This window comes from Streptomyces sp. NPDC050287 (genome assembly GCF_044459385.1).
GTDB lineage: Bacteria > Actinomycetota > Actinomycetes > Streptomycetales > Streptomycetaceae > Streptomyces.
In genome coordinates this window covers 248,150-274,308 of sequence record NZ_JBITIY010000002.1, presented here as the reverse complement: position 1 = coordinate 274,308, position 26,159 = coordinate 248,150, and the positions used below count along the sequence as shown (strand labels likewise).

The window sequence follows — 26,159 nt, the reverse complement described above, 5'->3', positions numbered from 1 at the left end:
TTCGCTCGAGCGGGGCCCCCATCCTGGGCGCGACCAGCCACATCAAACCCGCACCCCGCACCTCACAGCGCCCCGAACCCCGAACCCGGAACCCGGAACCCGGAACCGACCGAAGCGGGCGACTACCCCAGCGCCGACTTCACCGCATCAGCCAACCGCCCACCGACAGACCGCGCCTGATCGATGTCCGCGGCCTCGACCATCACCCGCACCAACGGCTCGGTCCCGGACGGCCGCAACAACACCCGCCCCGTCTCACCGAGTTCCCGCTCCGCGTCGGCGACGGCCGTCACCAGCGCGGCGGACGTCCCCACCCGCGACCGATCCACATCCGGCACGTTGATCAGAACCTGCGGCAGCCGCTCCATCACGGCCGCCAGTTCCCGCAGCGACCGACCGCTCTCCGCGACCCGAGCGGCAAGCAGCAAGCCGGTCAGCGTGCCGTCCCCGGTCGTCGCGTGATCGAGAATGATCACGTGGCCGGACTGCTCGCCCCCGAGCGCGTACCCGTGCTCCTTCATCTCCTCCAGCACATACCGGTCCCCCACCGCGGTCTGGACGAGCTTCAGCCCCTCCCGCTCCAGCGCGAGCTTGAAGCCGAGGTTGGACATGACGGTGGCCACCACCGTGTCGGCCCTCAGCACCCCCCGCTCCCGCATCGCCAGCGCGAGGACGGCCATGATCTGGTCGCCGTCCACCTCCGCACCGGTGTGGTCGACGGCCAGGCACCGGTCGGCGTCCCCGTCGTGCGCGATGCCGAAGTCCGCGCCGTGCTCTACGACCGCGGCCTTCAGCGGGTCGAGGTGGGTGGATCCGCAGCCGTCGTTGATGTTGAGCCCGTTCGGCTCGGCACCGATCAGGACGACCTCGGCACCGGCCCGCGTGAACGCCTCCGGCGAGACCCGGGCGGCGGCGCCGTGCGCCTCGTCGAGAACGATCTTCAAACCGTCCAGACGGTTCGGGAGTACGCCGAGGAGATGGGCGACGTACTGGTCGAATCCCTCCTCGTACGACCGCACACGCCCCACGCCCGCACCCGTCGGGCGGTCCCACGGCGCGCCGGTGCGGTGCTCCTCGTAGATCGCCTCGATCCGTTCCTCCAGCTCGTCGTCGAGCTTGTGCCCGCCGCGGGAGAGGAACTTGATGCCGTTGTCGGGCATGGCGTTGTGGCTGGCGGAGAGCACGACCCCGAGGTCGGCGCCCAGCGCGGCCGTCAGATACGCCACTGCCGGTGTCGGCAGTACACCCACGCGCAGGACGTCCACGCCCGCGCTGGCGAGGCCCGCGACGACCGCGGCCTCCAGGAACTCCCCGGACGCACGCGGGTCCCGTCCGACCACGGCGGTCGGCCGGTGGCCCTCGAACGTGCCCGCCTCGGCCAGTACGTGCGCCGCGGCGACGGAGAGGCCGAGCGCCATCTCGGCCGTCAGATCCGCGTTGGCTACACCGCGCACGCCGTCCGTGCCGAAGAGTCGTCCCACTTGTCCTCCTGAGGAAGCGTCAGTTTCGCAAGGCGCGCTCACAACGGATAGCGGCATCCGATCGCACAAGCCTCTGAACGCCTTGTGCCGTTATACGCCCCCGGCAGTGATAAACGAACGCCCCGACAGCACTGTGGCGTGCCGCCGGGGCGTACGAGAGAGCAGGCAGCGGCGCTTAGCGCTTGCTGTACTGCGGGGCCTTACGGGCCTTCTTCAGACCGGCCTTCTTGCGCTCGACCGCACGGTCGTCGCGACGGAGGAAGCCGGCCTTCTTGAGGGCGCCGCGGTTGTTGTCGACGTCGGCCTCGTTCAGCGCGCGGGCGACACCGAGACGGAGCGCACCGGCCTGACCGGAGACACCGCCACCGGCGATGCGGGCGATGACGTCGTAACGGCCCTCGAGCTCGAGCACCTTGAAGGGCTCGTTGACTTCCTGCTGGTGCACCTTGTTCGGGAAGTAGTCCTCGAGGGTGCGACCGTTGATCTTCCACTTTCCGGTGCCCGGAACGATCCGGACGCGGGCGATGGCGTTCTTGCGACGGCCCAGGCCGGCGGCCGGCTGCGGCTCACCGAAACGGGACGCGAGGGACTCGGAGGTGTACTCGCCCTCGACGGGGACGTCCGACTCCGTGGTGTAGCTGTCGATGTCAAGCTCTTCGAGCGGCTGCTCGGCAGTGGTCTCGGCCACGATTCTCCTCAGATTCTGTTCAGTCTTAGGGGGTGGCCGGACTTACTGCGCGACCTGGGTGATCTCGAACGGCACCGGCTGCTGGGCGGCGTGCGGGTGCTGGTCACCCTTGTAGACCTTCAGCTTCGACAGCATCTGACGGCCCAGAGTGTTCTTGGGGAGCATGCCCTTGACGGCCTTCTCGATGGCCTTCTCGGGGTTCTTGTCGAGCAGCTCGTCGTAACGGACGGAGCGCAGACCACCCGGGTAGCCGGAGTGGCGGTACGCGAGCTTCTGAGTGCGCTTGTTGCCGGAGAGGTGCACCTTGTCGGCGTTGATGATGATGACGAAGTCACCGGTGTCGACATGAGGCGCGTAGATCGGCTTGTGCTTGCCCCGCAGAAGGGACGCGGCGGTAGTGGCGAGACGACCCAGGACAACGTCCTGAGCGTCGATGACGTGCCACTGGCGCGTCACATCGCCGGGCTTGGGGCTGTACGTACGCACGGTTCGTAGCCTTCGCTTCGAGTGAATGGTCCTAGACAAGGTCACCGAAACGATCACGACAGCCTGGACCGCACTGCGGCGACGCATACCGCGTACGTGGGGTCGCTGGTCATCGGCCCGGTGGACCGGTGTAAGGGCCCGTCCCGTGAGAATGAGCAAGCCAATACACAACGAACATGCAGGATACCTGCGGCGCCCGGGCCGGGTCAAAACGAGCAGTTTCGCAACCGGACGGGCCCGCCCTCAGTGTACGTCCACCCGATCGGCCCCCGGACACAGCGCAGGGCGCCGGTTACGGCCGGGGCGCGGAGGACGACCGACTCCCGGCAGGCCCGGCGGCGCCCCGGCTCCGGGCAGGGCCAGGTCGGACAGGCGAGCCGTGGGAGGACGACGAGGCAGTGGTCGTACGCCGGCTGGGACGTGCCCAGCCGAGGGCCGGGCACGCGGACACGGCGACCGGCACCAGCACCAGGCACCAGGCACCAGGCACCAGGCACCAGCACGCACGGTACGCGCGGCACGACCGTCGGCAGCGGGCCCCGCGGGACGGCCACCGACCCCGCCACCGGCACCGCGCTCAGCACAGAGGAGACGTGTGGATCGTCATACGAGGATCCACCGGCCGCCCAGCTCCACGCGCCCCCGACGGCGACGGCGTCCCTCTCCTTCCGCCCGAGGTCAGCCGCCCCGTGCGCACCACCGCGGCCCCCCGCCACGGCCGCCGGCGCCACCACCCGCACCCACTCACCCTTCGCACCAACCACCCGGAGATGTCGCTTTTGCGGGTGTTGGGCGGCCGAACGCCAGTGGTTCCAGAGCTTCTTGAGGCGGACCGGCACACCGCTCGGCCCGTCTAAGATGCGCCCCATGAGCTTTGGGCAGCAGGGGGGACCCCAGTCGCAGTGGGATCCCTGGAAACCGCAATCCCAGCAGCAGCCGTGGGACGGCGGCGCCGCCGGGTCCCCGGACTGGGCCGCGCTCGCCGAGGCGTCCGAGACGCGCAACAAGCGGCGCCGGCTGCTGTTCATCGGCGGTGGCGCGCTCGCCACGGTCGCGATCGGCACGGCCGTCGCCATGGCGGTGGTGTCGGCGAGCGGCAGCGACGAGGCCTCGAACAAGCCGGCCTCCTCACTGCCCGCAGGCGGCCTCCCGAGCGGGTCCGGCACCTCGACCCCGTCGTTCGCGCCGACCAGCGTCCCGCCCCCGCTGGACCCGAAGGAATTCCTGGCCAGCAAGAGCAAGGACACCGCGCCGCTCGGCCCGGACATCCTGTTCCCGGGCACCCAGCTGACCATGGGCTCGACCGTCTACAAGAAGGGCCCGACGGCCGACACCAAGAACTGCGCGTCGGCCGCCAAGGGCACCCTCCCGAAGGTCCTCACCGACAACGCCTGCACCCGGCTGATGCGCGTCACCTACACCCAGGGCGGCATCGCGGTGACGGTCGGTGTGGCCGTCTTCGACACCGAGGCGACGGCGACCAAGGCCAAGAGCCGGACGGACAAGAAGAGCATCGTCGCGTCCCTGGCCGGCAAGGGCGTCAAGGCGTTCTGCAACTCCGCGATCTGCCGCTCGACGATCAACTCCTACGGCCGCTACGCCTACTTCACGATCACCGGTTTCACCAACGGCAAGGACGTGACGGACAAGGACACGGCCGTCTTCTCCACCGGCGACGACCTGGCCGAGTTCACGTTCCGCCAGATCCGCCGCCGCGGCGAGGCCCAGGCGTCGGCCGCGGCGAACGGGTGACGCGCACCCGTCCAGCACACGGCTCGACACCGTCATGAGGACTGCCAGGACCCGTTCAGCACGGGTTCGGCAGTCGCGGCCGACGGAGTGCGCACGGCGTGCGGGCCACCCCGCGCGACGGCTGCGGTGTGCTCGGGCAGAGGGCCGACCGGCCTGAAGACCCACGTCCGGTAGGACCAGAATCGGAACAGGGTCGCGATGCCGATGCCGAGGAACTTGCCCATGTTGTCGGCGAGTGTGCCGTCCCAGCCGAATCCGTAGGTGGTCGTGTAGAGGACTGCGTTCTCGATGACCAGGCCGATCGCGCTGAAGAACAGGAAGAGGCCCAGCTCCCCCCGCTGACCGGTCCGGTCGTCCTGGCCGCGGCCCCGGTACGTGAAGTACCGCAGGCCGAGGTAGTTGCCCATGATGGCGACGGCCGTCGCCAGAACACTCGCCCTGACGGTGGGCCACTGGGCGAAGCTCCTGATGACGTTGAAGACCGCGAGATTGATCACGAACCCCGAGAGCCCCACCAGGCCGAACTTCGCGATCTCGCGGTACAGGCCCCCGAGCCGCGAAGGGAGCACGTGCCGTCCGCTCATGCCTCAGCTCCGCCGGTTGCGCATCCGCAGGCGCAGCGGCACCAACGCCGACTCGACCTGCGTCGCGAGGTTCATCTTGGACACGCCTTCCGTGCGCTCCTCGAAACGGATGGGGATCTCGACGGCGCTGTGCCCGGCCCGGACCGCCTTGAACTTCAGCTCGACCTGGAAGCTGTAGCCGGCGCTGTCCAGCGTGGCCAGGTCGATGTCGCGCAGAGCCTGGGCCGACCACAGATTGAACCCCGCGGTGATGTCCCGGATCCTGGTCCCGAGCACGGTACGGGCGTACCGGTTCGCGAACCGCGACAGCAGCACCCGGTGCGCGCCCCAGTCCTCGTCGAGCGAACCGCCCTCGACGTACCGGCTGCCGACGACGAGCCCCACCCGGTTGGCCAGAGCCGTGCCGAGCATCCGTGGGATCGCCTCGGCGGGGTGACTGCCGTCGGCGTCCATCTGGACGACGTACTCGGCGCCCTCGTCGAGTGCGGCGCTCATCCCGGCGGCGTAGGCGCGCCCGAGCCCGTCCTTCCCGGTTCGGTGCAGCACGCTCATCCGGCACCGCCCGTCAGCCTGGTCGGCGTTGTACTTCTCGGCGAGCTCGTCGGCGATCCTCCCGGTGCCGTCCGGACTGGAGTCGTCGACGATCTTCAGGTGCAGGTCGTCGATGGGCAGAGCGAGGACCAGCTCGGCCATCCGCGGCAGGTTCGCCGCCTCGTTGTAGGTCGGCATCACGATGGTGACCGGTACGCCCGGGTGTCTGTCGTAGGCCGTCATGTCTTTGTCTTTCCTCCCCTGAAGTCCCTGACGGGACTCTCCCCAACCGGCGCGGGTCTGCCCAGCGCGCGGAAATGCCAGCCCGCCGCGGACCAGCGGTCCCCGTCGAGCGCCCCCCGGCCGTCCACGATCCACGGACGGGACACCAGCGACGCCGCCCACTCCGGGTCGATCTCCCGGAACTGCGGCCACTCGGTCAGATGCAGCACGAGGTCGGCTCCCCTGAGCGCCTCCTCGGCCGACATCGCGTATCCGAGGAGCGGGAACGCCTTGCGGGCGTTGTCCAGCGCCTCGGGGTCGTAGACCGTGACATCGGCGCCGTCGAGGCGCAGACGGGCGGCCACGTTGAGCGCGGGCGAGTCCCGGATGTCGTCCGAGTCCGGCTTGAAGGCCGCGCCGAGCACGGCGACACGGGCCCCCAGCATCGTGCCCCCGCACAGCTCGCGTGCCAGAGCGACGACCTTGTCGCGGCGGCGCATGTTGATCGCGTCGACCTCTCGCAGGAACGCCAGCGAGACGCCCAGCTCGTCGGCGCGGTGCGCGAAGGCCCGGATGTCCTTGGGCAGACAGCCGCCGCCGAAGCCGATGCCGGCCCGCAGGAACTTCGGGCCGATCCGGTCGTCGTACCCGATCGCCTCGGCGAGGACGCCGACGTCCCCGCCCGCGGCCTCACAGAGCTCGGCCATCGCGTTGATGAAGGAGATCTTGGTGGCGAGGAAGGCGTTGGCGGCCGTCTTGACCAGCTCGGCGGTCGGGAAGTCCGCGGTGACCAGCGGGGTGCCCGCGTCGAGCACGGGCGCGTACACGGCGCGCAGGACCGCTTCGGCACGCTCGGAACGCACGCCGAACACCAGCCGGTCCGGCCTCAGCGTGTCCTCGATGGCGAGGCCCTCGCGCAGGAACTCGGGGTTCCAGGCGACCTCGACGCCGAGCGTGTCCGCCAGCCGTCCCGCGGTTCCGACCGGCACGGTCGACTTGCCGACCAGCAGCGAGCCCTCGGCCGCGTGCGAGGCGATCGCCGCGAAGGCCGCGTCGACGTGGGTCAGGTCGGCGCCCCCGGAGCCTTTGCGCTGCGGGGTGCCCACGCACACGAAGTGCACCTCGCCGAAGGCCCCGGCCTCCGGGTAGTCGGTCGTGAACCTGAGCCGCCCGCTCGCGACATGCTTCGCGATCAGCTCGGGCAGCCCGGGCTCATGGAACGGCACCCGCCCGGCCCGCAGCGCGGCGACCTTGTCGGGGTCCACGTCGACCCCCAGCACCTCGTGCCCGAGCTCCGCCATGCAGGCGGCGTGAGTGGCACCGAGGTAACCGGTGCCGATGACTGTGAGCCGCATGTGTACGGCCTTTCGTGAATACAAGGGCGAAGAAGTACGCAGGTGAGCGATCGGCTCAGGACGTCTTCGTCCAGATCTGGTACCAGCCGGTGCCGCCCGAGCTGAGGTTGAACTGGATCTTGCCGACCAGTCGGTAGTGGCCGCTCTTGGTCACCTGCTGTGCGAGGTACTTGTCGAGGTCAGGCGTCGCGACGCTGTCCAGGACGATGAGATCGAAGGACCCGGCCTCGATGGCGAGCCGGTACCCCTCCCGGCCGTGGTGGATGTCGCCCTTCTTGTCCGAGTAGCCGATGCCGTACGTCGACGTCCACTGATCCTGGTTGGTCTTGCCCCTCAGGTAGTAGACGGGCACTTCGTACGTGGCGCCCAGATACTTGCCCTTGGGCTTCATGTACGGCTCGATCGCCTTGACCAGGGACGTGGAGTCGGGCCACTGTCCGAATCGCCACTCGGACTGCGAGACACCCAGACAGAGCGCCGCGACCCAGATCATGATGCCCAACTGCGGATAGCGGAAGTGCTTGCCGACCAGCCGAATCACACCCACGCCAGCCATCGGGGCGGCGAAGAGCAGGCCGAAGTCGAGGTGTTTGTAGAGCGAAACCGACGTGCCGAGATGGATCTGGTACGCGGGAGCCAGCAGCGCGGTGCCGGCCAGTACCACGCCGAACATCGCCCGCCAGCGCCAGCCCGGGCCGGCCAGGCCGTGGGAGCGCGGAGACTCGTTCATCCGGCCTCGCAGCGCGTAGGCGAAGACGCCGGCGACGGCGGCGGCAAACATCAGCCCGCCCCACTCAAGGGATTTCTGCACCAGCGACACCGCGGTGTCGGTGCCGTGGGCGCGGTTGGTGGTCGTCGCCTTCACACCGGCGAGCACGTCGGTGTACATCAGGCCGAAACCGACCAGCGCCGCGGTGCCGAGACCCAGCAGGAGCGCCCGCGGCAGGCAGCGCCAGCCTTTGTGGTGCCAAGCCGTCAGCGCGGCAAGCACGACGAGGGTGGGCACGTACAGGGCAGACGCGTACTTCACCGCGACCGCCAGCACCATCACCGGTGCCGCGAGCAGCACGGCGATCGCGGGCGCCCGGTTGGTTCGGACGACGATCCACGCGGACAGTGCCAGCAGGAAGATCGCCGGGGCGTCGTAAGTGGCGAACCAGCCCAACACGATGGTGGGCTGGGTCACCGCGAAGAGCGCGGCGGCTACCAGCGCGACCCGCTCGTTGAACATGCGGCGGCTGAAGGAGTACAGCAACCCGGTGGCGCCCAACATGCACAGAAGGCTCAGCAGCCGGGCCCCGGGCAACCCGAAGTACCCGTCGACGACGGCCGCAGCGACCGGGTACAGCATCGGCGACCCGGAGAAGTACGACGCGTACCCGCTGTGCAGCGGGGTGCCGTTCATCCAGTGGTCGATGATGTTGTGCCCCGCCGCCAGGTACAGGGCCTCGTCCTGGAACGCCGTGTTGGACAGCCGCAGCGACAACGCCGCCTGGATCACCAGGACAATCGCCAGGACACCACGGCTGACCCAGGCGCGGCGCCTGCTGGGGGCGTCGTCCCAGCCGGCGTCCGGTGTCTCGGGGATGTGGTAGCCGGGCTCGTCCGGCACCAGCTGATACTCAACCGTTCGCAGGGCATGCGTCGGCTGGTCGTCGTGGCCGTTCTGGCGCTGCTCAGGGATGCCGCTCGCGTACGGCTGCTGCTGTGGCTCCTGGTGGACGTACGCCTGACCCTCGTACGCGGGCCCCGGCTGCTGCGACGCACGGCCGTTCGAGTTGGACCAGCTGCCGTCGTCCTCGGCATACGGATCGTAGGGCTGAGGAGTGTAGTGATCGTGTCGGGAGGTCATCACGGCTTCCGTACGTCGAAGCCGAAACGGTCGTCGGCGGCCAGGCGCTTGAACTCCTGCAGCGCCAGCGGGCTCGCCTCCAGCCGCCAGTCGGCACGCTTCCTGTGGTTGAACCAGATGAAGCCGATCATGTTGCCGTCGGCCTCCACTCCCTCGAACAGGTTGCGGATGTCGGCCCGGCGCCGCGCACCCGCCATGGCGGCGGTCTCCACGAGGATCATGGGCTTCTTGGTGAAGGTGCGGATCTCGTCGCGCGTCGGTCCGAAGACGCTGTCGAAGGCGCCGTCCTGATCGATCGTCCAGTAGCCGACCAGCCCGACCCAGTCGACGTAGGCGTCGCCCGGGTAGTACGGCTTCAGCTTCACGCTCTTGACCGGGTTGATGATGTTGGGCGACCAGGCCCAGATCACGTTCGAGGCGCCCGCATCGATGAACGTGTCGTGGATGTGCCGCCAGGCGGCCACGTACTCCTCGGCGGTCGCGTACTTCGTGCCCCACTTCTCCCAGTGACCGTTGAACTCGTCCGCGAAGTCGATCACGACGGGCAGGTTCAGCTTGCGGACCGCCGTGGCGTACTTCTTGAGGTACGCGTCCGACCGGCCGGCGGCGATGTCGGCGAGGGTGGTGTCGGAGGGCTCCCAGGACATCAGTGTCATGGCGCCTTCTTTCCAGGCCTTGCGCACGCCACTGGCGTCGAAGCCGTCACCCCAGCCGGCGTAGTACTCGATGAGGTTCGGCTGCTTGCCGGTCATCCGGGTGTACGCGTCCACGCCCTTCATGGACGTCGGCGCGCCCTCCACGGCGGCTCCGTAGTACCTCTTCGCCGGTTTCAGCAGCGGTACGACGTCGTAGGGGACGTCGCTGTCTGTGCTCGACGACGGATCGGCGCCGGCCTTTGCCTGCCCGGCGGCCGAGGGGCTGTTCGCGTCGCTGCCGAGCACCGAGCAGCCGCTGAGGGCCAGTCCGGTGAGCAGGACGGCAGTCAGGGCGGTACGGGTGCGGGTGAGGAACTGCATCAGGCGGCCGCTTTCTCACGCGGCTGGACCAGCACGCGGCCCACGACAAGGGCGTAGAAAAGTCCGGAGGACAGGATGAGAGCAAAATTCGGGGCGTCCATGGTGAACGTCCGATAGACGGCGCCGACCACCCAGATCAGGGCGGTGCCGCCGCTCCATGCCCACATGCCGATCCAGAAGCGGCGGGTCTTGTTCTTCTTGGCGCCGGAGGAGCCGGTGGGCTGCCAGCCCATACGGTTCTTGCGCAGGATGTCCCAGATGGCGAAGACGTGCGCCCAGCCGTACATCATGCGGGCCGCCCAGGCCTCCAGGCGGTAGGGCGCCTTGTGCCACACGGGGAAGACGATCGTCGTGTAGATGATGCTCGGCAGCACCAGGAGCAGATTCTCGACCTTCAGCTTGTCCGGCATCATCACCAACAGCACGATCGGGATGACCGGTGCGGCGAAGGTGAACAGCGCCGTGTGGATGTAGTAGAAGAACCCGGACATGTAGCACAAACGGCTGGACAGCTTGATCTTGCGCTGCCAGAACTTCTTACTGACGAGCAGGCTCATCGACCCGGAGCACCAGCGGTACTGCTGGTTGAAGAAGGCGCCGGCGGTGTCCGGGCACACCCCCGTGGAGACGGCGACCGGCACATAGCGCAGGTCCCAGCCGAGGCCCCGCAAGTCGAAGCCGGTGTGCACGTCCTCGGAGTGCTCGATCAGCGTCGTACCGCCGTTGGTCTCCAGGGCGGCCCGCCGGTACACGGCGCAACTGCCGACGCAGATCGCGCCGTCGCTGCCCTGCCGGGAGACCTGCACGGACCGGTAGAACAGCTCTTGCACGGCGCCGGCGCCACGCTCGATCCAGTTCTGTGAGTCCAGCACGCGGAAGTACTGGGGGGACTGGACGATGCCGGTACTCGGGTCGTAATCCATGTACGGCAGCAGCTCTTGGAGCAGGTCGGCGCGCGGGGTGAAGTCGGCGTCCAGGATCAGGATGTACTGACCGTCGGACTGCCCGAACCCGAAGTGCAGATTGCCCGCCTTCTTGAACCAGCCACGGTTCTCCCGGGTGCCGTAGCGGAAACCGAAGTCGCGGGCCATGACCTCAAGTTCGGGGCTCGCGCCGTCGTCGAGGACGAACGGGACGCAGACCCCCGGGTAGTGGTCGGCCATCTCGCGCACATGCCGCCAGGTGTTGTGCAGCACCTCGATGGGCTCACCGCACACCGGCAGGAACACGTCGACCGTGGGGTAGGTCTCGGGCCGCCAGTTGTGGACCAGCCGCTTGTGGTACGCGATGTCGAAGTCCCTGGTGAAACCGTTCACCCGGAGTGACACCAGGTAGTAGATGATCGTGAAGACCAGCAGCGGCATGTATATCCACAACACCGGTGTGGACTGGGCAAGCTTGACCTGGCTCATCACCAGGCAGCAGAAGCTGACGAATGAGGCCAGCGTCAGCACCCACAGGCGCCGCTTGACGTACGAGTACTTCTCCGCATGCGAGGGAGGCGCGGGCAGCAGCCCGAGCGGTGCCTGTCCGGCACCACGCTTTCCTCCGTGCCGGGCGGAGCGGCGCCCCCCGGCTCCGGCCGGTCCGGACATGCGGGCAGAGTCAATGGACGACATTCCCACCCTCCGGGCCACTGGCCCGACAAACCCCCACGTCAAGACCCTTCGAACGAAGGGACTAGTGACGAGAGGGTATCCGAGGGGTGTGGGAGACGTTAGAGACACATGGGGCTGTACATCCGGTAAATCGAACTATGCCCGTAATGTCTTCCTTTAAAGTTATGTAACTAACAGTTTTCGCACCCGAACGAACCGGTCAAGAAGCGGCGATTGCGCGCCTCCTTGTTGCGCGCGGCCAGCAACTCGTCGGCCGGGTAACCGACCTCTTCCAGCGTCAGCCCGTGCGGCCGTACGACATGCACGGCGGAGTCCCGTACGCCCGCGGCCAGCACTTTCCCCGGCCACTCCGGCCCGCGATGCCCGTCCCCCACGAACAGCAGCGCCCCGATGAGGGAGCGCACCATGTTGTGGCAGAAGGCGTCGGCACGGACGGTGGCCGTGACGATCCCGTCGGCCCCCCGCTCCAGGCTCAGTACCTGGAGCGTACGGATCGTGGTCGCGCCCTCCCGCCGCTTGCAGTAGGCGGCGAAGTCGTGCTCCCCGAGCAGCCGTCCGGCGGCCTCGTTCATGGCGTCGACGTCGAGTGGCCAGTCGTGCCACAGGACGTGGCCCCGCAGCAACGGGTCGACGCCGCCGGGATTGTCGGTGACCCGGTACGCGTACCGCCGCCAGATCGCCGAGAACCGTGCGTTGAAGCCGGCCGGCGCCTCGGTCAGGGACCACACCCGCACGTCCTTCGGCAGCCGCCCGGCGAGCCGCTTCAGCAGCTTCTCCCGGTGCTCGGCCCAGAGCCCCTCGGGCAGATCGACGTGCGCCACCTGCCCGCGCGCGTGCACCCCGGCATCGGTCCGCCCGGCCACGGTCAGCTCGTACGTGGTCTGCCCCGACCGCGTCACGGTCCGCAGGGCGTCCTCGATCTCCCCCTGCACGGTCCGCCGTCCCCCGGCCTGCTTGGCCCACCCGGAGAACGCGGTCCCGTCGTACGAGAGGTCCATCCGCACCCGTACGAACCCGGGCTGTACTTCGTCACTCACCCCTGGATCCTTTCAGCGCCGCATCCCTTTCGAAAACGTGAAAGCGGGCCCGCCCCGCAGGGGCGGACCCGCTCAACGCGAGGTGTCAGCCTCAGGCGTCCTTCGACTCCTCGGCGGCGTCCTCGGCCTCGTCGGCCTTGGTCGTGTCGACCTTGGTCTCCTCGGCGGCCGGAGCCTCGGCGTCCTTCGCGGCACGCTTGGTGGCGGCCTCGGCCTCACCCGTCGCCTGCTGCGCGACCGTCAGCGCCTCGACCAGCTCGATGACAGCCATGGGCGCGTTGTCGCCACGACGGTTACCGATCTTGGTGATACGGGTGTAACCACCGGGACGGTTCTCGTAGCGCGGGCCGATCTCGGTGAAGAGCGTGTGGACGATGCTCTTGTCCGTGATCACCTGGAGCACCTGACGGCGGTTGTGAAGGTCGCCCTTCTTCGCCTTGGTGACCAGACGCTCGGCGTACGGACGCAGCCTGCGCGCCTTCGCCTCGGTGGTGGTGATGCGACCGTGCTCGAAGAGCGACTTCGCGAGGTTCGCGAGGAGCAGCTTCTCGTGCGCGGCACTGCCGCCCAGACGGGCACCCTTGGTGGGCTTCGGCATGGTCTTTCTCCTAGGTGTCTGCCCCGGCCGTATCAGGTACCGGGGTCAGTATCCGAGCGGGCGGTCGCCCGTCGAAGATCCGGGGCCTCTGCGAGACCCCGGAAGTGGAGGCCGATCAGTACTGCTCGGTCTCCACGAAGCCCGCGTCCGCGTCGTCGTCGGCGCCGAAGGCGTCGGCAGCGGCCGTGGGGTCGAATCCGGGCGGGCTGTCCTTCAGGGCCAGGCCCATGCCGGCCAGCTTCGCCTTGACCTCGTCGATGGACTTCGCACCGAAGTTACGGATGTCCAGGAGGTCCGCCTCGGAACGAGCCACGAGCTCACCCACGGAGTGGATGCCCTCGCGCTTGAGGCAGTTGTACGACCGAACGGTGAGCTCCAGCTCCTCGATCGGCAGGGCGAGATCGGCGGCGAGGGCGGCGTCCGTCGGGGACGGGCCCATGTCGATGCCCTCGGCGTCGATGTTCAGCTCGCGCGCCAGACCGAACAGCTCGACCAGGGTCTTACCGGCGGAGGCCATGGCGTCACGGGGACGCATCGCCTGCTTGGTCTCGACGTCGACGATCAGCTTGTCGAAGTCGGTGCGCTGCTCGACACGCGTGGCCTCGACCTTGTACGTGACCTTCAGCACCGGCGAGTAGATGGAGTCGACCGGGATACGGCCGATCTCCTGGCCCACCTGCTTGTTCTGCACGGCGGAGACGTAACCACGGCCACGCTCGACCGTGAGCTCCATCTCCAGCTTGCCCTTGCCGTTGAGCGTGGCGAGGACGAGGTCGGGGTTGTGCACCTCGACACCGGCCGGGGGCGCGATGTCGGCGGCGGTGACCAGACCCGGGCCCTGCTTGCGCAGGTACATCACGACCGGCTCGTCGTGCTCCGAGGAGACGACCAGCTGCTTGATGTTGAGGATCAGGTCGGTGACGTCCTCCTTGACGCCCGGCACGGTGGTGAACTCGTGCAGAACGCCGTCGATACGGATGGACGTGACCGCCGCACCCGGGATCGAGGAAAGGAGCGTACGACGCAGGGAGTTGCCGAGGGTGTAACCGAAGCCCGGCTCCAGCGGCTCGATCACGAACCGGGAGCGGAATTCGTCGACGACCTCTTCGGTCAACGAGGGACGCTGAGCGATCAGCATGTGTGGATCAGATCCTTCTTTCGTGGACGCCCGCTATTTGACGCCCGACAAAACCGCACCTCAGAAGAGGCCGGGTACTGCAAGGGTACGGGCGATACGGCGCTTTCACGCCGCCGTACCGCCCGAACCCGAAGACCGACGTGCCGGCCGTACGTCAGACGCGACGACGCTTGGGCGGACGGCAGCCGTTGTGCGGGGTGGGGGTGACGTCCTGGATGGAGCCGACCTCGAGACCGGTCGCCTGCAGCGAACGGATGGCCGTCTCACGACCCGAACCCGGGCCCTTGACGAAGACGTCGACCTTGCGCATGCCGTGCTCCTGCGCGCGGCGGGCGGCCGACTCGGCGGCCATCTGCGCGGCGAAGGGGGTCGACTTGCGCGAGCCCTTGAAGCCGACGTGGCCGGCGGAGGCCCAGGAGATCACGTTGCCCGAGGGGTCCGTGATCGAGACGATGGTGTTGTTGAACGTGCTCTTGATGTGCGCGTGGCCGTGAGCGACGTTCTTCTTTTCCTTGCGGCGCACCTTCTTGGCAGCGCCCTGACGACCCTTGGGGGGCATCTATAACTCCTACGGGAGGTGGTCGGTCCTACAGCGAAGACCGTGGACAGAGGTCCGCTGCGGACTACTTCTTGCCCGGCTTCTTCTTGCCGGCGATGGCGCGACGCGGGCCCTTGCGGGTGCGAGCGTTGGTGCTGGTGCGCTGACCGCGGACGGGCAGGCCGCGGCGGTGCCGCAGACCCTGGTAGCAGCCGATCTCCACCTTGCGGCGGATGTCGGCCTGGACCTCGCGACGGAGGTCACCCTCGGTCTTGATGTTGCTGTCGACGTACTCGCGGATCGCGACCAGCTGCTCCTCGGAGAGGTCGCGGACGCGCGTGTTGGGGTCGACGCCGGTCGCAGCCAGCGTCTCCTTCGAGAGGGTCCGGCCGATGCCGAACACGTAGGTCAGGGCGACCTCCACACGCTTCTCGCGCGGGATGTCAACACCGGAAACGCGTGCCATTCAATGGCTCCAGTTGATCTTCGGAGGTCTTCCACAGGACCGGCTCCCGGCCGCCGTACCAGGTACGAACCGGGTCCCCGGCCTCCGAACCGGGGGTGTCGGGCGATCGTTCGCCCGGGTCCTGCGTATGAACATGTTCAGCTCGCGTCGCGCGAATTTCTGCGGATGCAGAGGGTGGATCTGTGTGCGATCAGCCCTGGCGCTGCTTGTGGCGCGGGTTGTCGCAGATGACCATGACCCGACCGTGACGGCGGATCACCCTGCACTTGTCGCAGATCTTCTTGACGCTCGGCTTGACCTTCATGGGGTGAGGTTCTCCGGGTCAGTTGCCGGCGGCCCCGCGCCGTGGCACGGGACGTGGGCAAGATCTACTTGTACCGGTAGACGATCCGGCCACGCGTCAGGTCGTACGGAGACAGCTCCACCACGACCCGGTCGTCAGGGAGGATGCGGATGTAGTGCATACGCATCTTGCCGCTGATGTGTGCCAGGACCTGGTGGCCGTTCTGGAGCTCGACCTTGAACATGGCGTTCGGAAGAGACTCGACGACAGTGCCCTCGATCTCGATGGCACCTTGCTTCTTGGCCACGCTTCGCCCTTCGAATCGACTACCTTGATCGACTCCCTTTGCGTCCCTTACGGGCGCATGCGGACATGCGGGTGCACGAGAGCCGACGAGTCAGTCTACGTCAGCCCACCCGGAAAGACGAATCGAGGAAGAGTGCCCCGCGAGGGAGATCGTTAAGCGGCCCGAGCCCGTACAGCCTGTGGCAGACCAGGGTCGACGGGGCCGGCGCCACAACGACTGCAGGCTCGGCGGTCAGGACGCGGCCCGGCGGGAAGCGCCCTGAAGGGGTGCGGAGCTGTGACATGTGCGGCTCAGCCGCGGGCTCGCACAGGACTCCTGCGAACCCGCGGCCGACCCCTGCGAATCCGCGGCCGCCACCCGACAGGGCCCGTCGCTCCGGAGCGCGCTCAGGCCAGCGGATCCGGCGCCGCGACGATCCCGTGCTCCGCCAGCTTCGCCCTGCCGCCGTCCGGAGCCGTCAGGACCAGCGGTCCCTCCTCCGTCAGCGCCACCGAGTGCTCCCAGTGCGACGACCACGTGCCGTCGGTCGTGATGACCGTCCAGTCGTCGGAGAGGACCTCGGTCCTGGGGGTGCCCAGGGAGACCATCGGCTCGATGGCGAGGCAGAATCCGGGGACAAGCTTGGGGCCCTTGCCGCGGCGGCGGTCGACGTAGTTGAGAAGGTGCGGGTCCATGTGCATCTCGGTGCCGATGCCGTGGCCGCCGTAGTCCTCGATGATGCCGTAGCGGCCGCCGCCGGGCTTGGGCTGGCGGCGGATGTACGTCTCGATGGCCCGGGAGACGTCCACGAGCCGGTTGCCCGGCTTCATCGCCGCGATGCCGGCCCACATCGACTCCTCGGTCACCCGGGAGAGTTCGATCAGCTCGGGGGCGTGACCCGAGCCCACGAAGGCCGTGTAGGCCGCGTCACCGTGCCAGCCGTCGATGATGGCGCCGCAGTCGATGGAGATGATGTCCCCGTCCTTGAGGACGACCTCCTCGGAGGGGATGCCGTGCACGACGACCTCGTTCACGGAGGTGCAGATGGTCGCCGGGAATCCGCCGTAGCCCAGGAAGTTCGGCTTCGCGTCGTACTCCGCCAGCACCTTGCGGGCGACCTGGTCCAGGTCCCTGGTCGTCGCCCCGGGCACCGCGGCCTCACGCGTCGCCGCGTGGATGGCGGCGACGACCAGCCCCGCCTCACGCATCTTGGCGATCTGCTCGGGGGTCTTGATCTGCACCATGGCGGCGATGGCCTTTCTCGGACCGGAAGTGGGACGGGCGCCATCAACGATACGTGCACCCACGCAGCAGCCGCGGCCCCCTCGGAAGGGAACCGCGGCTGCGACGACGTACGGGGAACGACCGGGAACAGCGACCGCGAAGACCGCTATGCGGCGTGGTCCTCGCCCTTGAGCGCCTCCATGGCGCGTGCCGTCACGTCCTCCACCTTGCCGAGCGCGGAGATCGTGACCACAAGGCCCTGCGCCTTGTAGTAGTCGATGATCGGCTCGGTCTGCGTGTGGTAGACCTCCAGCCGCTTGCGGACGGTCTCCTCGGAGTCGTCGTCGCGCTGGTACAGCTCACCGCCGCAGACGTCGCAGACGCCTTCCTGCTTCGGCGTCTGGTACGACACATGGAAGACGTGCGCCGAGTCGTTGCGGCAGATGCGCCGACCGGCGATCCGCTTGACGACTTCGTCCTCGGGGACCTCGAGGTCCAGCACCGCGTCCAGCTTCATGCCCTCGGACTTCAGCATCTCGTCCAGCGCCTCGGCCTGCGACACGTTGCGCGGGAAGCCGTCCAGCAGGAAGCCGTTCTCCGCGTCGGGCTGCTCCATGCGGTCCTTGGCCATACCGATGGTGACCTCGTCCGGGACCAGGTTGCCCGCGTCCATGTAGGACTTCGCCAGTTTGCCGAGTTCGGTCTGCTTGCTGATGTTGGCCCGGAACAGGTCGCCCGTGGAGATGTGCGGGATCGACAGGTTCTTGGCCAGGAACGCGGCCTGCGTTCCCTTACCGGCGCCCGGCGGCCCGACGAGGACGATACGCATCAGCGGAGGAACCCTTCGTAATTGCGCTGCTGGAGCTGGCTCTCAATTTGCTTCACGGTCTCGAGACCGACACCCACGATGATCAGGATGCTGGTCCCGCCGAACGGGAAGTTCTGGCTTGCCCCGAAGCCAACCAACGCCATCATTGGTACGAGAGCGATCAGACCCAGATACAGCGAACCCGGCCAGGTGATCCGGTTGAGCACGTACGACAGGTACTCAGCGGTCGGTCGGCCAGCCCGGATGCCCGGGATGAAGCCACCATACTTCTTCATGTTGTCGGCGACTTCCTCGGGGTTGAAGGAGATCGCCACGTAGAAGAACGCGAAGAACACGATGAGCAAGAAGTACAAGGTGATGTAAATCGGGTGGTCGCCCTTGACGAGGTGCCCCTCGATCCAGGTCTTCCAGCCCGACGTACCGCTGGAGAACTGCGCGACCAGGGCCGGGATGTAGAGCAGCGACGACGCGAAGATGACGGGGATCACACCCGCCTGGTTCACCTTCAACGGGATGTACGTCGAGGTTCCGCCGTAGGAACGGCGGCCGATCATCCGCTTCGCGTACTGGACCGGGATCCGGCGCTGGGCCTGCTCGACGAAGACCACCAGGCCGACCATGACCAGCCCGACCGCGATGACCGTGCCGAACTCGATCCAGCCGCCGGCCAGGGTGCCCTGCTTCTTGATGGCCCACAGCGCGGACGGGAAGGTCGCGGCGATCGAGATGAACATCAGGATCGACATGCCGTTGCCGATGCCGCGGTCGGTGATGAGCTCACCGAGCCACATCACGACGGCGGTGCCGGCGGTCATGCAGATGACCATGACGATGGTGGTGAAGATCGCGCGGTCCGGGACGATGCTGCCGGCGACCTGGCAACCGCTGAACAGCGCCCCGCTGCGGGCGGTGGCGACCAGGCCGGTGCCCTGCAGGATCGCGAGCGCCACCGTCAGGTACCGGGTGTACTGCGTGATCTTCGAGGTGCCGGCCTGTCCCTCCTTCTTGAGGGCCTCCAGGCGCGGGATCACGACGGTCAGCAGCTGCAGAATGATGCTCGCGGTGATGTACGGCATGATGCCCAGCGCGAAGATCGTGATCTGGAGCAGCGCTCCACCGCTGAACATGTTCACCAGACCGAACAGGCCCTGGTTGGCGGACGCCTCGTCCATACACTGCTGGACGGCCGTGTAGTCGACGCCCGGGATCGGCACGTGGGTACCCACCCGGTAGACCACGATGATGCCGAGCGTGAAGAGCAGCTTCTTGCGCAGGTCGGGCGTCCTGAACGCCCGGGCGAACGCGGTGAGCACGGTGCCTCCTGCGACCCCCGCGCTACTGCGTCAAGGGTGACGGTCTTGAAGGTCCAATAGGAACGACGACATGTGTAACGGTCGACTGCCGCCCAAGGTGCCTCATGGGAAGCATCTTGTGAAAGTGGGCAGTGCAGGCCACCTTACCGGCGAGACTGCCCCCTTGGAACGACCAACCGGGGATACCCCATATGTGGGATATCCCCGGTCGGGATCGCTCAGGTCATCGAGACGCCTGTGGTGTTCAGACGAGCTCGGTGACGGTACCGCCGGCGGCGGTGATCTTCTCCTTGGCGGAGCCGGAGACGGCGTCGACCGTCACCTGGAGCGCCACGGAGATCTCGCCCTGGCCGAGGACCTTGACGAGGCTGTTCTTGCGAACGGCACCCTTGGTCACGAGGCCCTCGACGGTGACCTCGCCACCCTCGGGGTACAGCGCGGCCAGCTTGTCGAGGTTCACGACCTGGTACTCGGTCTTGAACGGGTTCTTGAAGCCCTTCAGCTTCGGAAGACGCATGTGGAGGGGCATCTGCCCGCCCTCGAAGCGCTCCGGAACCTGGTAGCGGGCCTTGGTGCCCTTGGTACCACGACCGGCCGTCTTGCCCTTCGACGCCTCACCACGACCCACACGGGTCTTGGCGGTCTTGGCGCCCGGGGCGGGACGGAGGTTGTGGATCTTGAGCGGGTTGTTCTCCGCCATGATCAGTCGACCTCCTCGACCGTCACGAGGTGGCGGACGGTGTGCACCATGCCGCGGAACTCGGGGCGGTCCTCCTTGACGACCTGCGTGTTGATGCCCTTGAGACCAAGGGAGCGCAGGGTGTCACGGTGGTTCTGCTTGCTGCCGATGTACGACTTCGTCTGCGTGATCTTGAGCTGAGCCATTACGCAGCACCAGCCCCGGCACGCGCACGCAGCAGAGCCGCGGGAGCGACGTCCTCGAGCGGCAGACCACGGCGGGCCGCGATCTCCTCGGGACGCTGCAGGCCCTTCAGGGCCTCCACGGTCGCGTGCACGATGTTGATCGCGTTCGACGAGCCGAGCGACTTCGACAGGATGTCGTGAACGCCGGCGCACTCGAGCACGGCACGCACCGGACCACCGGCGATAACGCCGGTACCCGGGGACGCGGGCTTGAGCAGCACGACGCCGGCAGCCTTCTCACCCGTGATCGGGTGCGGGATGGTGCCCTGGATACGGGGGACCTTGAAGAAGTGCTTCTTGGCCTCCTCAACACCCTTGGCGATGGCGGCCGGCACCTCCTTGGCCTTGCCGTAACCGACACCCACGGTGCCGTCACCGTCGCCCACCACGACCAGCGCGGTGAAGCTGAAGCGACGACCACCCTTCACAACCTTGGCGACGCGGTTGATCGCGACGACGCGCTCAACGTATGCGGTCTTCTCGGCGGCAGCTGCGCCGCCGTCACGGCCCTTCCGGTCCCGCCGCTCGCCGCCACCGGCACCGCTTCCACGGCGCTGGGGTCCAGCCATTGGATTACCTCTCTCTTTCCGCTAGCTACGCAGCAACGATTAGTCGCTACCGCGACGGGCGGCTCTAGAACTTGAGCCCGGCTTCGCGGGCGGCGTCCGCCAGAGCGGCAATGCGCCCGGCGTACTGGTTACCACCACGGTCGAATACGACGGCCTCGACACCGGCGGCCTTGGCGCGCTCCGCGACCAGGGCACCGACCTGCTTGGCCTGCGTGGACTTGTCGCCCTCGGCCCCGCGGATCGACGTGTCCAGGGTGGACGCCGACGCAAGGGTGTGACCCTTGAGGTCGTCGATCACCTGGGCCACGATGTGGCGGTTCGAGCGGGTCACGACCAGGCGCGGACGCTCGGCCGTACCAGCGACCTTCTTGCGGATCCGGATGTGACGGCGCTTGATCGCAGCACGCTTGTAAGCGTCGCCCTTGAGGATCTTCTGTCCGTATGCCATGGCTTACTTACCCGCCTTTCCGACCTTGCGGCGGATGACTTCGCCCTCGTACTTGACGCCCTTGGCCTTGTACGGGTCGGGCTTGCGCAGCTTGCGGATGTTGGCCGCAACCTCGCCGACCTTCTGCTTGTCGATGCCCTCGACCGAGAACCGCGTCGGGTTCTCGACCTTGAAGGTGATGCCCTCGGGCGCCTCGACGGTGATCGGGTGGCTGTAGCCGAGCGCGAACTCGAGGTTCGATCCCTTGGCCTGTACGCGGTAACCGACACCGCTGATCTCGAGCTTCTTCACGTAACCCTCGGTCACGCCGGTGATCATGTTCGCCACCAGCGTGCGGGACAGGCCGTGGAGGGCCTTGTTCTGACGCTCGTCGTTGGGGCGGGTGACATTGAGAATGCCGTCCTCGCCCTTGGCGATCTCGATCGGCGACGCGATGGTCTGGGAGAGCGAGCCCTTGGGGCCCTTCACCGAAACCGTACGGCCGTCGATGGTGACGTCCACGCCGGCGGGAACCGTGATGGGGAGCTTGCCAATGCGCGACATAGCTGTTTCCTCCGTTCCCTTCCGCTACCAGACGTAGGCGAGGACTTCCCCACCCACGCCCTTCTTGCCGGCCTGCTTGTCGGTGAGGAGCCCGTGGGACGTGGAGATGATCGCCACGCCGAGGCCGCCGAGCACCTTCGGCAGGTTGGTGGACTTCGCGTACACCCGGAGACCGGGCTTGGAGATCCGCTTGATGCCCGCGATGGAGCGCTCACGGTTGGGGCCGAACTTCAGCTCCAGGACGAGGTTCTTGCCGACCTCGGCGTCCTCGACCTTCCAGCCCGTGATGAAGCCCTCCTGCTGGAGGATCTCCGCGATGTGGGACTTGATCTTCGATGCCGGCATCGTCACGGAGTCGTGGTATGCCGAGTTCGCGTTCCGCAGACGCGTAAGCATGTCTGCGATCGGATCAGTCATGGTCATGAATTGGCCTTCGGCCTCTCTCGCCGGGGTTTCCTGGTGCGCCATCCCTCTCCCCGATCCGAGACGGGACGGGTGCGGCGCGGTGGACCTACGGCGTAGTAAGTCGTATGGGCGTCCAGGCGCCCAACCCTCCCAGCCTAAGCCATGAAGGGGTGGGCACCTGACACCGCCCTTTACTTACCGAGAGTTCCTGAGATCCCAGTCCAGTCTGTCGGCCCGAAGGGCCGCCCTTGAGGGGCGGTGGTCGGGCGACGGGTGGGCGGGATTACCAGGAGCTCTTGGTCACGCCCGGCAGCTCGCCACGGTGAGCCATCTCACGAAGGCACACGCGGCACAGGCCGAACTTGCGGTACACGGAGTGCGGACGGCCGCAGCGCTGGCAGCGCGTGTAGCCACGTACGCCGAACTTGGGCTTACGAGCGGCCTTGGCAATCAGAGCCTTCTTCGCCATCTCGCTCACGCCTCCTTGAAGGGGAAGCCGAGGTGACGAAGGAGCGCGCGGCCCTCAGCGTCGTTGGTCGCCGTGGTCACCACGGTGATGTCCATACCCCGGGTGCGGTCGATCTTGTCCTGGTCGATCTCGTGGAACATGACCTGCTCCGTGAGACCGAAGGTGTAGTTGCCACGGCCGTCGAACTGCTTGGGGGACAGGCCGCGGAAGTCGCGGATGCGCGGGAGCGCCAGCGACAGGGTGCGGTCCAGGAACTCCCACATGCGGTCGCCACGGAGCGTGACGTGGGCACCGATCGGCTGGCCCTCACGCAGCTTGAACTGCGCGATGGACTTACGGGCCTTGGTGACGGCCGGCTTCTGGCCGGTGATCGTGGTGAGGTCGCGGATGGCGCCCTCGATCAGCTTGGAGTCGCGGGCGGCGTCGCCCACACCCATGTTGACCACGATCTTGACGAGGCCGGGGATCTGCATGACGTTCTCGTACTTGAACTCGTCACGCAGCTTGCCCGCGATCTCCTCGCGGTACTTCGTCTTCAGACGCGGAGTGGTGGTGGTAGCCATCAGATGTCCTCACCCGTCCGCTTGGCAACGCGGATCTTGTTGCCTTCGTCGTCGAAGCGGTAACCGACGCGGGTCACGACCTTGTTGCCGTCCTTCTCCACGACGAGCTGAACGTTGCTCACGTGAATGGGGGCCTCGGTGGTGACGATGCCGCCGGCCTGCGAACCACGAGCCGTCGGACCGGCCTTGGTGTGCTTCTTGACCCGGTTGACACCCTCGACCAGAACACGGTCCTCGCGGGGGAAGGCCGCGATGACCTTGCCCTGCTTGCCCTTGTCCTTACCGGTGATGACCTGGACCAGGTCGCCCTTCTTGATCTTCATGCTTACAGCACCTCCGGCGCGAGCGAGATGATCTTCATGAACTTCTTCTCGCGCAGCTCACGGCCGACGGGGCCGAAGATACGGGTGCCGCGAGGGTCGCCGTCGTTCTTCAGAATGACGGCGGCGTTCTCGTCGAAGCGGATGTACGAGCCGTCCGGACGGCGGCGCTCCTTGACGGTGCGAACGATGACCGCCTTGACGACGTCACCCTTCTTCACGTTGCCACCGGGGATCGCGTCCTTGACGGTGGCGACGATGACGTCACCGATGCCCGCGTAGCGGCGACCGGAGCCACCGAGCACACGGATGCAAAGGATCTCCTTCGCACCAGTGTTGTCGGCGACACGCAGTCGCGACTCCTGCTGGATCACGTCTATCTCCTGTTTGTCTGCCGGTTCCCCGGGAGCCGCTCAGCGAGCGGCTCCCGGAGCCTGGCGGAACTGTCCTGCGGGTTTGCCCGCAGGAACGTACTGTTGGGAATTCCCTTGCGGGAATTACCTACTTGGCCTTCTCGAGGATCTCGACGACGCGCCAGCGCTTCGTCGCGGACAGCGGCCGGGTCTCCATGAGGAGGACACGGTCGCCGACACCCGCGGCGTTCTGCTCGTCGTGGGCCTTGAGCTTGTTCGTACGGCGGATGACCTTGCCGTACAGCGCGTGCTTCACACGGTCCTCGACGGCGACGACGACGGTCTTGTCCATCTTGTCGCTGACGACCAGACCCTCACGGGTCTTGCGGAATCCGCGGTCCGTCTTGGTCTCTTCAGTCACGTTGCTCTCGCTCATCAGGCGCTCTCCACCGTCTCGATGCCCAGCTCGCGCTCACGCATCAGGGTGTAGATCCGCGCGATGTCCTTACGGACGGCCTTGAGCCGGCCGTGGTTCTCGAGCTGACCGGTCGCCGCCTGGAAGCGGAGGTTGAACAGCTCTTCCTTGGCTTCGCGAAGCTTCGCCAGAAGCTCCTCGTCACCCAGTTCGCGCAGCTCGGACGCCTTGGTACCGGCCGACATCACGCTTCACCTGCCTCGCGCTTGACGATCCGGCACTTCATCGGCAGCTTGTGGGCTGCGCGAGTCAGGGCCTCACGGGCGATCTTCTCGTTGGGGTAGGACAGCTCGAACATGACCCGTCCCGGGTGCACGTTCGCGATCCACCATTCCGGCGAACCCTTACCGGAACCCATGCGGGTCTCGGCAGGCTTCTTGGTCAGGGGGCGGTCCGGGTAGATGTTGATCCAGACCTTGCCGCCACGCTTGATGTGGCGGGTCATCGCGATACGAGCCGCCTCGATCTGGCGGTTGGTCACGTACGCCGGCGTGAGGGCCTGGATGCCGTACTCGCCGAACGCGACCGTCGTACCACCCTTGGCCTGACCACGGCGCTTCGGGTGGTGCTGCTTGCGGTGCTTGACCCTACGGGGGATCAGCATGTCGGTCAGGCCTCCGTTCCGGTGCTCTCAGCCGGAGCGGCAGCCGGAGCCTCGGCCTTGGGGGCCTCGGCAGCGGGAGCCTGCTGCGGCTTACGACCGCGACCGCCGCGCTCGCCACCACGGCCACCACGGGCCGGGCGGTCGGCGCCGCCGCCACCACGAGCCGGGCGGTTGCCCGCACGGGCAGCGGCGTTCTCGGCGCGGACCTCGGCGATGTTCTTGACATCGCCCTTGTAGATCCAGACCTTCACGCCGATGCGGCCGAAGGTCGTCTTGGCCTCGAAGAAGCCGTAGTCCACGTTCGCGCGGAGGGTGTGCAGGGGCACGCGGCCCTCGCGGTAGAACTCCGAGCGGGACATCTCGGCGCCACCGAGGCGGCCACCGCACTGGATCTTGATGCCCTTGGCGCCGGCCTTCATCGTGCCCTGCATGCTCTTACGCATGGCGCGACGGAAGGAGACGCGGGAGGAGAGCTGCTCGGCGACGGCCTGAGCAACCAGCTGAGCGTCCGTCTCGGGGCTCTTGACCTCGAGGATGTTCAGCTGGACCTGCTTGCCCGTGAGCTTCTCGAGGTCACCGCGGATGCGGTCGGCCTCGGCGCCACGGCGGCCGATGACGATGCCCGGACGCGCGGTGTGGATGTCCACACGCACACGGTCACGGGTGCGCTCGATCTCCACCTTCGAGATGCCGGCGCGCTCCATGCCGGACGTCATCATCCGACGGATGGCGACGTCTTCCTTGACGTAGTCCTTGTACAGCTTGTCGGCGTACCAACGGGACTTGAAGTCCGTGGTGATGCCGAGCCGGAACCCATGCGGGTTAACCTTCTGGCCCATTACCGGGTTCCTTCCTTGCTGCTGACGACCACGGTGATGTGGCTGGTCCGCTTGCGGATCCGGTAGGCACGGCCCTGGGCGCGCGGACGGAACCGCTTCAGGGTCGGGCCCTCGTCGACGTACGCCTCGGAGATGACAAGGCTGTCGACATCGGTGTGGTCGTAGTTGTGCGCGGCGTTGGCGATGGCGCTGTCCAGCACCTTGCCGACCGGCACGCTCGCGGCCTGCGGGGCGAAACGCAGGACCGCCTGAGCCTCCGTGGCGTCCATGCCACGGATAAGGTCCACCACGCGGCGGGCCTTCATGGGCGTGACGCGGATGTACCGCGCCTGGGCCCTGGCTTCCATGG

At 67.4% G+C, this 26,159-nt stretch carries 35 protein-coding genes; 1 reads left to right on the top strand and 34 read right to left on the bottom strand.

Translation table 11 applies throughout. The annotated features are described in order from the left end of the window. Positions 1 to 122 precede the first annotated feature (122 nt). The 3 genes from glmM to rplM all read right to left on the bottom strand — a co-directional run bounded on the left by glmM (position 123) and on the right by rplM (position 2,655). Complete coding sequence (glmM, locus tag ACIBK3_RS06625; protein ID WP_399362546.1) at positions 123 to 1,481, bottom strand: phosphoglucosamine mutase; 1,359 nt, start codon at positions 1,479 to 1,481, stop codon at positions 123 to 125. 175 nt (positions 1,482 to 1,656) lie between these two features. Beyond that, positions 1,657 to 2,169, bottom strand: coding sequence for a 30S ribosomal protein S9 (rpsI, locus tag ACIBK3_RS06620; RefSeq protein ID WP_030671748.1), 513 nt, complete (start codon positions 2,167 to 2,169; stop codon positions 1,657 to 1,659). A 42-nt stretch (positions 2,170 to 2,211) separates the two neighbouring features. Further along, positions 2,212 to 2,655: a 50S ribosomal protein L13 gene (rplM, locus tag ACIBK3_RS06615; RefSeq protein WP_398658410.1), complete on the bottom strand. Its 444-nt coding sequence runs from the start codon at positions 2,653 to 2,655 to the stop codon at positions 2,212 to 2,214. An 867-nt stretch (positions 2,656 to 3,522) separates the two neighbouring features. Here rplM and ACIBK3_RS06610 point away from each other — a divergent pair. After that, positions 3,523 to 4,407: a hypothetical protein gene (locus tag ACIBK3_RS06610; protein ID WP_399362543.1), complete on the top strand. Its 885-nt coding sequence runs from the start codon at positions 3,523 to 3,525 to the stop codon at positions 4,405 to 4,407. Positions 4,408 to 4,439: 32 nt separating this feature from the next. On the opposite strand, the gene ACIBK3_RS06605 is transcribed toward ACIBK3_RS06610, so the two are convergent. From ACIBK3_RS06605 to rplV, 31 genes are all read right to left on the bottom strand, one after another. Beyond that, positions 4,440 to 4,991, bottom strand: coding sequence for a GtrA family protein (locus tag ACIBK3_RS06605; protein ID WP_399362541.1), 552 nt, complete (start codon positions 4,989 to 4,991; stop codon positions 4,440 to 4,442). Between the two features lie 3 nt (positions 4,992 to 4,994). Then, positions 4,995 to 5,765: a polyprenol monophosphomannose synthase gene (locus ACIBK3_RS06600; protein ID WP_399362539.1), complete on the bottom strand. Its 771-nt coding sequence runs from the start codon at positions 5,763 to 5,765 to the stop codon at positions 4,995 to 4,997. Continuing rightward, the gene (locus ACIBK3_RS06595; protein WP_399362537.1) at positions 5,762 to 7,099 is read right to left on the bottom strand and encodes a UDP-glucose dehydrogenase family protein; all 1,338 of its coding nucleotides are present in this window, start codon (positions 7,097 to 7,099) and stop codon (positions 5,762 to 5,764) included. Before ACIBK3_RS06595 ends, ACIBK3_RS06600 begins: the two co-directional genes overlap by 4 nt. Positions 7,100 to 7,154: 55 nt before the next feature. Further along, complete coding sequence (locus ACIBK3_RS06590) at positions 7,155 to 8,951, bottom strand: ArnT family glycosyltransferase (protein ID WP_399362535.1); 1,797 nt, start codon at positions 8,949 to 8,951, stop codon at positions 7,155 to 7,157. Beyond that, positions 8,951 to 9,967: a glycoside hydrolase family 26 protein gene (locus ACIBK3_RS06585; RefSeq protein WP_399362533.1), complete on the bottom strand. Its 1,017-nt coding sequence runs from the start codon at positions 9,965 to 9,967 to the stop codon at positions 8,951 to 8,953. Before ACIBK3_RS06585 ends, ACIBK3_RS06590 begins: the two co-directional genes overlap by 1 nt. After that, complete coding sequence (locus tag ACIBK3_RS06580) at positions 9,967 to 11,382, bottom strand: glycosyltransferase family 2 protein (protein ID WP_399363932.1); 1,416 nt, start codon at positions 11,380 to 11,382, stop codon at positions 9,967 to 9,969. Before ACIBK3_RS06580 ends, ACIBK3_RS06585 begins: the two co-directional genes overlap by 1 nt. 374 nt (positions 11,383 to 11,756) lie before the next feature. Then, positions 11,757 to 12,623, bottom strand: a complete 867-nt coding sequence (gene truA, locus ACIBK3_RS06575; RefSeq protein ID WP_399362531.1) for a tRNA pseudouridine(38-40) synthase TruA — start codon at positions 12,621 to 12,623, stop codon at positions 11,757 to 11,759. 91 nt (positions 12,624 to 12,714) lie between these two features. Further along, a complete protein-coding gene (gene rplQ, locus ACIBK3_RS06570; RefSeq protein WP_030936419.1) occupies positions 12,715 to 13,221 on the bottom strand; it encodes a 50S ribosomal protein L17 in 507 nt (168 codons plus the stop codon). A gap of 115 nt (positions 13,222 to 13,336) precedes the next feature. Continuing rightward, positions 13,337 to 14,359, bottom strand: a complete 1,023-nt coding sequence (locus ACIBK3_RS06565) for a DNA-directed RNA polymerase subunit alpha (protein WP_003966937.1) — start codon at positions 14,357 to 14,359, stop codon at positions 13,337 to 13,339. Between the two features lie 154 nt (positions 14,360 to 14,513). Further along, positions 14,514 to 14,918, bottom strand: a complete 405-nt coding sequence (gene rpsK, locus ACIBK3_RS06560) for a 30S ribosomal protein S11 (RefSeq protein WP_003956432.1) — start codon at positions 14,916 to 14,918, stop codon at positions 14,514 to 14,516. 64 nt (positions 14,919 to 14,982) lie between these two features. Then, positions 14,983 to 15,363, bottom strand: coding sequence for a 30S ribosomal protein S13 (gene rpsM / locus ACIBK3_RS06555; protein ID WP_399362529.1), 381 nt, complete (start codon positions 15,361 to 15,363; stop codon positions 14,983 to 14,985). 190 nt (positions 15,364 to 15,553) lie between these two features. Further along, entirely contained in the window at positions 15,554 to 15,667 is a 114-nt protein-coding gene (rpmJ, locus tag ACIBK3_RS06550) for a 50S ribosomal protein L36 (protein WP_003974245.1), read from the bottom strand. Positions 15,668 to 15,731: 64 nt separating this feature from the next. Continuing rightward, on the bottom strand, positions 15,732 to 15,953 hold the full coding sequence (infA, locus tag ACIBK3_RS06545; protein ID WP_003948620.1) for a translation initiation factor IF-1: 222 nt from the start codon (positions 15,951 to 15,953) through the stop codon (positions 15,732 to 15,734). 386 nt (positions 15,954 to 16,339) lie between these two features. Beyond that, positions 16,340 to 17,176: a type I methionyl aminopeptidase gene (gene map, locus ACIBK3_RS06540; protein WP_399362527.1), complete on the bottom strand. Its 837-nt coding sequence runs from the start codon at positions 17,174 to 17,176 to the stop codon at positions 16,340 to 16,342. Positions 17,177 to 17,322: 146 nt separating this feature from the next. Beyond that, on the bottom strand, positions 17,323 to 17,985 hold the full coding sequence (locus tag ACIBK3_RS06535) for an adenylate kinase (RefSeq protein WP_399362525.1): 663 nt from the start codon (positions 17,983 to 17,985) through the stop codon (positions 17,323 to 17,325). Further along, entirely contained in the window at positions 17,985 to 19,298 is a 1,314-nt protein-coding gene (secY, locus tag ACIBK3_RS06530) for a preprotein translocase subunit SecY (RefSeq protein WP_399362523.1), read from the bottom strand. The genes ACIBK3_RS06535 and secY overlap by 1 nt, the downstream gene beginning before the upstream one ends. A gap of 244 nt (positions 19,299 to 19,542) precedes the next feature. Further along, entirely contained in the window at positions 19,543 to 19,998 is a 456-nt protein-coding gene (gene rplO / locus ACIBK3_RS06525) for a 50S ribosomal protein L15 (protein ID WP_399362521.1), read from the bottom strand. Between the two features lie 2 nt (positions 19,999 to 20,000). After that, the gene (rpmD, locus tag ACIBK3_RS06520; RefSeq protein WP_005481207.1) at positions 20,001 to 20,183 is read right to left on the bottom strand and encodes a 50S ribosomal protein L30; all 183 of its coding nucleotides are present in this window, start codon (positions 20,181 to 20,183) and stop codon (positions 20,001 to 20,003) included. Beyond that, positions 20,183 to 20,791: a 30S ribosomal protein S5 gene (gene rpsE / locus ACIBK3_RS06515; protein WP_010354225.1), complete on the bottom strand. Its 609-nt coding sequence runs from the start codon at positions 20,789 to 20,791 to the stop codon at positions 20,183 to 20,185. Before rpsE ends, rpmD begins: the two co-directional genes overlap by 1 nt. A 64-nt stretch (positions 20,792 to 20,855) precedes the next feature. Then, positions 20,856 to 21,239 (bottom strand): 50S ribosomal protein L18, encoded by a 384-nt coding sequence (rplR, locus tag ACIBK3_RS06510; RefSeq protein WP_399362519.1) that lies wholly within the window; start codon positions 21,237 to 21,239, stop codon positions 20,856 to 20,858. A 3-nt stretch (positions 21,240 to 21,242) separates the two neighbouring features. Then, complete coding sequence (gene rplF / locus ACIBK3_RS06505) at positions 21,243 to 21,782, bottom strand: 50S ribosomal protein L6 (protein WP_030936406.1); 540 nt, start codon at positions 21,780 to 21,782, stop codon at positions 21,243 to 21,245. Between the two features lie 24 nt (positions 21,783 to 21,806). Beyond that, positions 21,807 to 22,205 (bottom strand): 30S ribosomal protein S8, encoded by a 399-nt coding sequence (rpsH, locus tag ACIBK3_RS06500; protein WP_007384075.1) that lies wholly within the window; start codon positions 22,203 to 22,205, stop codon positions 21,807 to 21,809. A gap of 265 nt (positions 22,206 to 22,470) precedes the next feature. Further along, complete coding sequence (locus ACIBK3_RS06495) at positions 22,471 to 22,656, bottom strand: type Z 30S ribosomal protein S14 (protein ID WP_003948630.1); 186 nt, start codon at positions 22,654 to 22,656, stop codon at positions 22,471 to 22,473. Positions 22,657 to 22,661: 5 nt separating this feature from the next. Continuing rightward, positions 22,662 to 23,219, bottom strand: a complete 558-nt coding sequence (gene rplE, locus ACIBK3_RS06490; protein ID WP_020135807.1) for a 50S ribosomal protein L5 — start codon at positions 23,217 to 23,219, stop codon at positions 22,662 to 22,664. After that, a complete protein-coding gene (gene rplX, locus ACIBK3_RS06485) occupies positions 23,219 to 23,542 on the bottom strand; it encodes a 50S ribosomal protein L24 (RefSeq protein ID WP_003992365.1) in 324 nt (107 codons plus the stop codon). Before rplX ends, rplE begins: the two co-directional genes overlap by 1 nt. Before the next feature lie 2 nt (positions 23,543 to 23,544). Then, on the bottom strand, positions 23,545 to 23,913 hold the full coding sequence (rplN, locus tag ACIBK3_RS06480; protein ID WP_003998823.1) for a 50S ribosomal protein L14: 369 nt from the start codon (positions 23,911 to 23,913) through the stop codon (positions 23,545 to 23,547). A gap of 127 nt (positions 23,914 to 24,040) precedes the next feature. Then, positions 24,041 to 24,328: a 30S ribosomal protein S17 gene (gene rpsQ / locus ACIBK3_RS06475; RefSeq protein WP_010036717.1), complete on the bottom strand. Its 288-nt coding sequence runs from the start codon at positions 24,326 to 24,328 to the stop codon at positions 24,041 to 24,043. After that, positions 24,328 to 24,552, bottom strand: a complete 225-nt coding sequence (rpmC, locus tag ACIBK3_RS06470) for a 50S ribosomal protein L29 (protein ID WP_003998824.1) — start codon at positions 24,550 to 24,552, stop codon at positions 24,328 to 24,330. The genes rpsQ and rpmC overlap by 1 nt, the downstream gene beginning before the upstream one ends. Further along, positions 24,552 to 24,971, bottom strand: a complete 420-nt coding sequence (gene rplP / locus ACIBK3_RS06465; protein WP_004927269.1) for a 50S ribosomal protein L16 — start codon at positions 24,969 to 24,971, stop codon at positions 24,552 to 24,554. The genes rpmC and rplP overlap by 1 nt, the downstream gene beginning before the upstream one ends. A gap of 5 nt (positions 24,972 to 24,976) precedes the next feature. After that, on the bottom strand, positions 24,977 to 25,810 hold the full coding sequence (gene rpsC, locus ACIBK3_RS06460; RefSeq protein ID WP_362451346.1) for a 30S ribosomal protein S3: 834 nt from the start codon (positions 25,808 to 25,810) through the stop codon (positions 24,977 to 24,979). Next, on the bottom strand, positions 25,810 to 26,157 hold the full coding sequence (rplV, locus tag ACIBK3_RS06455; RefSeq protein ID WP_026252021.1) for a 50S ribosomal protein L22: 348 nt from the start codon (positions 26,155 to 26,157) through the stop codon (positions 25,810 to 25,812). Before rplV ends, rpsC begins: the two co-directional genes overlap by 1 nt. Between the last annotated feature and the right edge of the window lie 2 nt (positions 26,158 to 26,159).

Excerpts from the sequence above, each read along its gene's own strand:
- ACIBK3_RS06610 (WP_399362543.1), top strand. The coding sequence starts at position 3,523 with ATGAGCTTTGGGCAGCAGGGGGGACCCCAGTCGCAGTGGGATCCCTGG.
- ACIBK3_RS06605 (WP_399362541.1), bottom strand. The coding sequence starts at position 4,991 with ATGAGCGGACGGCACGTGCTCCCTTCGCGGCTCGGGGGCCTGTACCGC.
- ACIBK3_RS06600 (WP_399362539.1), bottom strand. The coding sequence starts at position 5,765 with ATGACGGCCTACGACAGACACCCGGGCGTACCGGTCACCATCGTGATG.
- ACIBK3_RS06595 (WP_399362537.1), bottom strand. The coding sequence starts at position 7,099 with ATGCGGCTCACAGTCATCGGCACCGGTTACCTCGGTGCCACTCACGCC.
- ACIBK3_RS06590 (WP_399362535.1), bottom strand. The coding sequence starts at position 8,951 with ATGACCTCCCGACACGATCACTACACTCCTCAGCCCTACGATCCGTAT.
- ACIBK3_RS06585 (WP_399362533.1), bottom strand. The coding sequence starts at position 9,967 with ATGCAGTTCCTCACCCGCACCCGTACCGCCCTGACTGCCGTCCTGCTC.
- rplQ (WP_030936419.1), bottom strand. The coding sequence starts at position 13,221 with ATGCCGAAGCCCACCAAGGGTGCCCGTCTGGGCGGCAGTGCCGCGCAC.
- ACIBK3_RS06565 (WP_003966937.1), bottom strand. The coding sequence starts at position 14,359 with ATGCTGATCGCTCAGCGTCCCTCGTTGACCGAAGAGGTCGTCGACGAA.
- rpsK (WP_003956432.1), bottom strand. The coding sequence starts at position 14,918 with ATGCCCCCCAAGGGTCGTCAGGGCGCTGCCAAGAAGGTGCGCCGCAAG.
- rpsM (WP_399362529.1), bottom strand. The coding sequence starts at position 15,363 with ATGGCACGCGTTTCCGGTGTTGACATCCCGCGCGAGAAGCGTGTGGAG.
- rpmJ (WP_003974245.1), bottom strand. The coding sequence starts at position 15,667 with ATGAAGGTCAAGCCGAGCGTCAAGAAGATCTGCGACAAGTGCAGGGTG.
- map (WP_399362527.1), bottom strand. The coding sequence starts at position 17,176 with ATGGTGCAGATCAAGACCCCCGAGCAGATCGCCAAGATGCGTGAGGCG.
- ACIBK3_RS06535 (WP_399362525.1), bottom strand. The coding sequence starts at position 17,985 with ATGCGTATCGTCCTCGTCGGGCCGCCGGGCGCCGGTAAGGGAACGCAG.
- rplO (WP_399362521.1), bottom strand. The coding sequence starts at position 19,998 with ATGGCGGAGAACAACCCGCTCAAGATCCACAACCTCCGTCCCGCCCCG.
- rpmD (WP_005481207.1), bottom strand. The coding sequence starts at position 20,183 with ATGGCTCAGCTCAAGATCACGCAGACGAAGTCGTACATCGGCAGCAAG.
- rpsE (WP_010354225.1), bottom strand. The coding sequence starts at position 20,791 with ATGGCTGGACCCCAGCGCCGTGGAAGCGGTGCCGGTGGCGGCGAGCGG.
- rplR (WP_399362519.1), bottom strand. The coding sequence starts at position 21,239 with ATGGCATACGGACAGAAGATCCTCAAGGGCGACGCTTACAAGCGTGCT.
- rplF (WP_030936406.1), bottom strand. The coding sequence starts at position 21,782 with ATGTCGCGCATTGGCAAGCTCCCCATCACGGTTCCCGCCGGCGTGGAC.
- rpsH (WP_007384075.1), bottom strand. The coding sequence starts at position 22,205 with ATGACCATGACTGATCCGATCGCAGACATGCTTACGCGTCTGCGGAAC.
- ACIBK3_RS06495 (WP_003948630.1), bottom strand. The coding sequence starts at position 22,656 with ATGGCGAAGAAGGCTCTGATTGCCAAGGCCGCTCGTAAGCCCAAGTTC.
- rplE (WP_020135807.1), bottom strand. The coding sequence starts at position 23,219 with ATGGCTACCACCACCACTCCGCGTCTGAAGACGAAGTACCGCGAGGAG.
- rplX (WP_003992365.1), bottom strand. The coding sequence starts at position 23,542 with ATGAAGATCAAGAAGGGCGACCTGGTCCAGGTCATCACCGGTAAGGAC.
- rpsQ (WP_010036717.1), bottom strand. The coding sequence starts at position 24,328 with ATGAGCGAGAGCAACGTGACTGAAGAGACCAAGACGGACCGCGGATTC.
- rpmC (WP_003998824.1), bottom strand. The coding sequence starts at position 24,552 with ATGTCGGCCGGTACCAAGGCGTCCGAGCTGCGCGAACTGGGTGACGAG.
- rplP (WP_004927269.1), bottom strand. The coding sequence starts at position 24,971 with ATGCTGATCCCCCGTAGGGTCAAGCACCGCAAGCAGCACCACCCGAAG.
- rpsC (WP_362451346.1), bottom strand. The coding sequence starts at position 25,810 with ATGGGCCAGAAGGTTAACCCGCATGGGTTCCGGCTCGGCATCACCACG.
- rplV (WP_026252021.1), bottom strand. The coding sequence starts at position 26,157 with ATGGAAGCCAGGGCCCAGGCGCGGTACATCCGCGTCACGCCCATGAAG.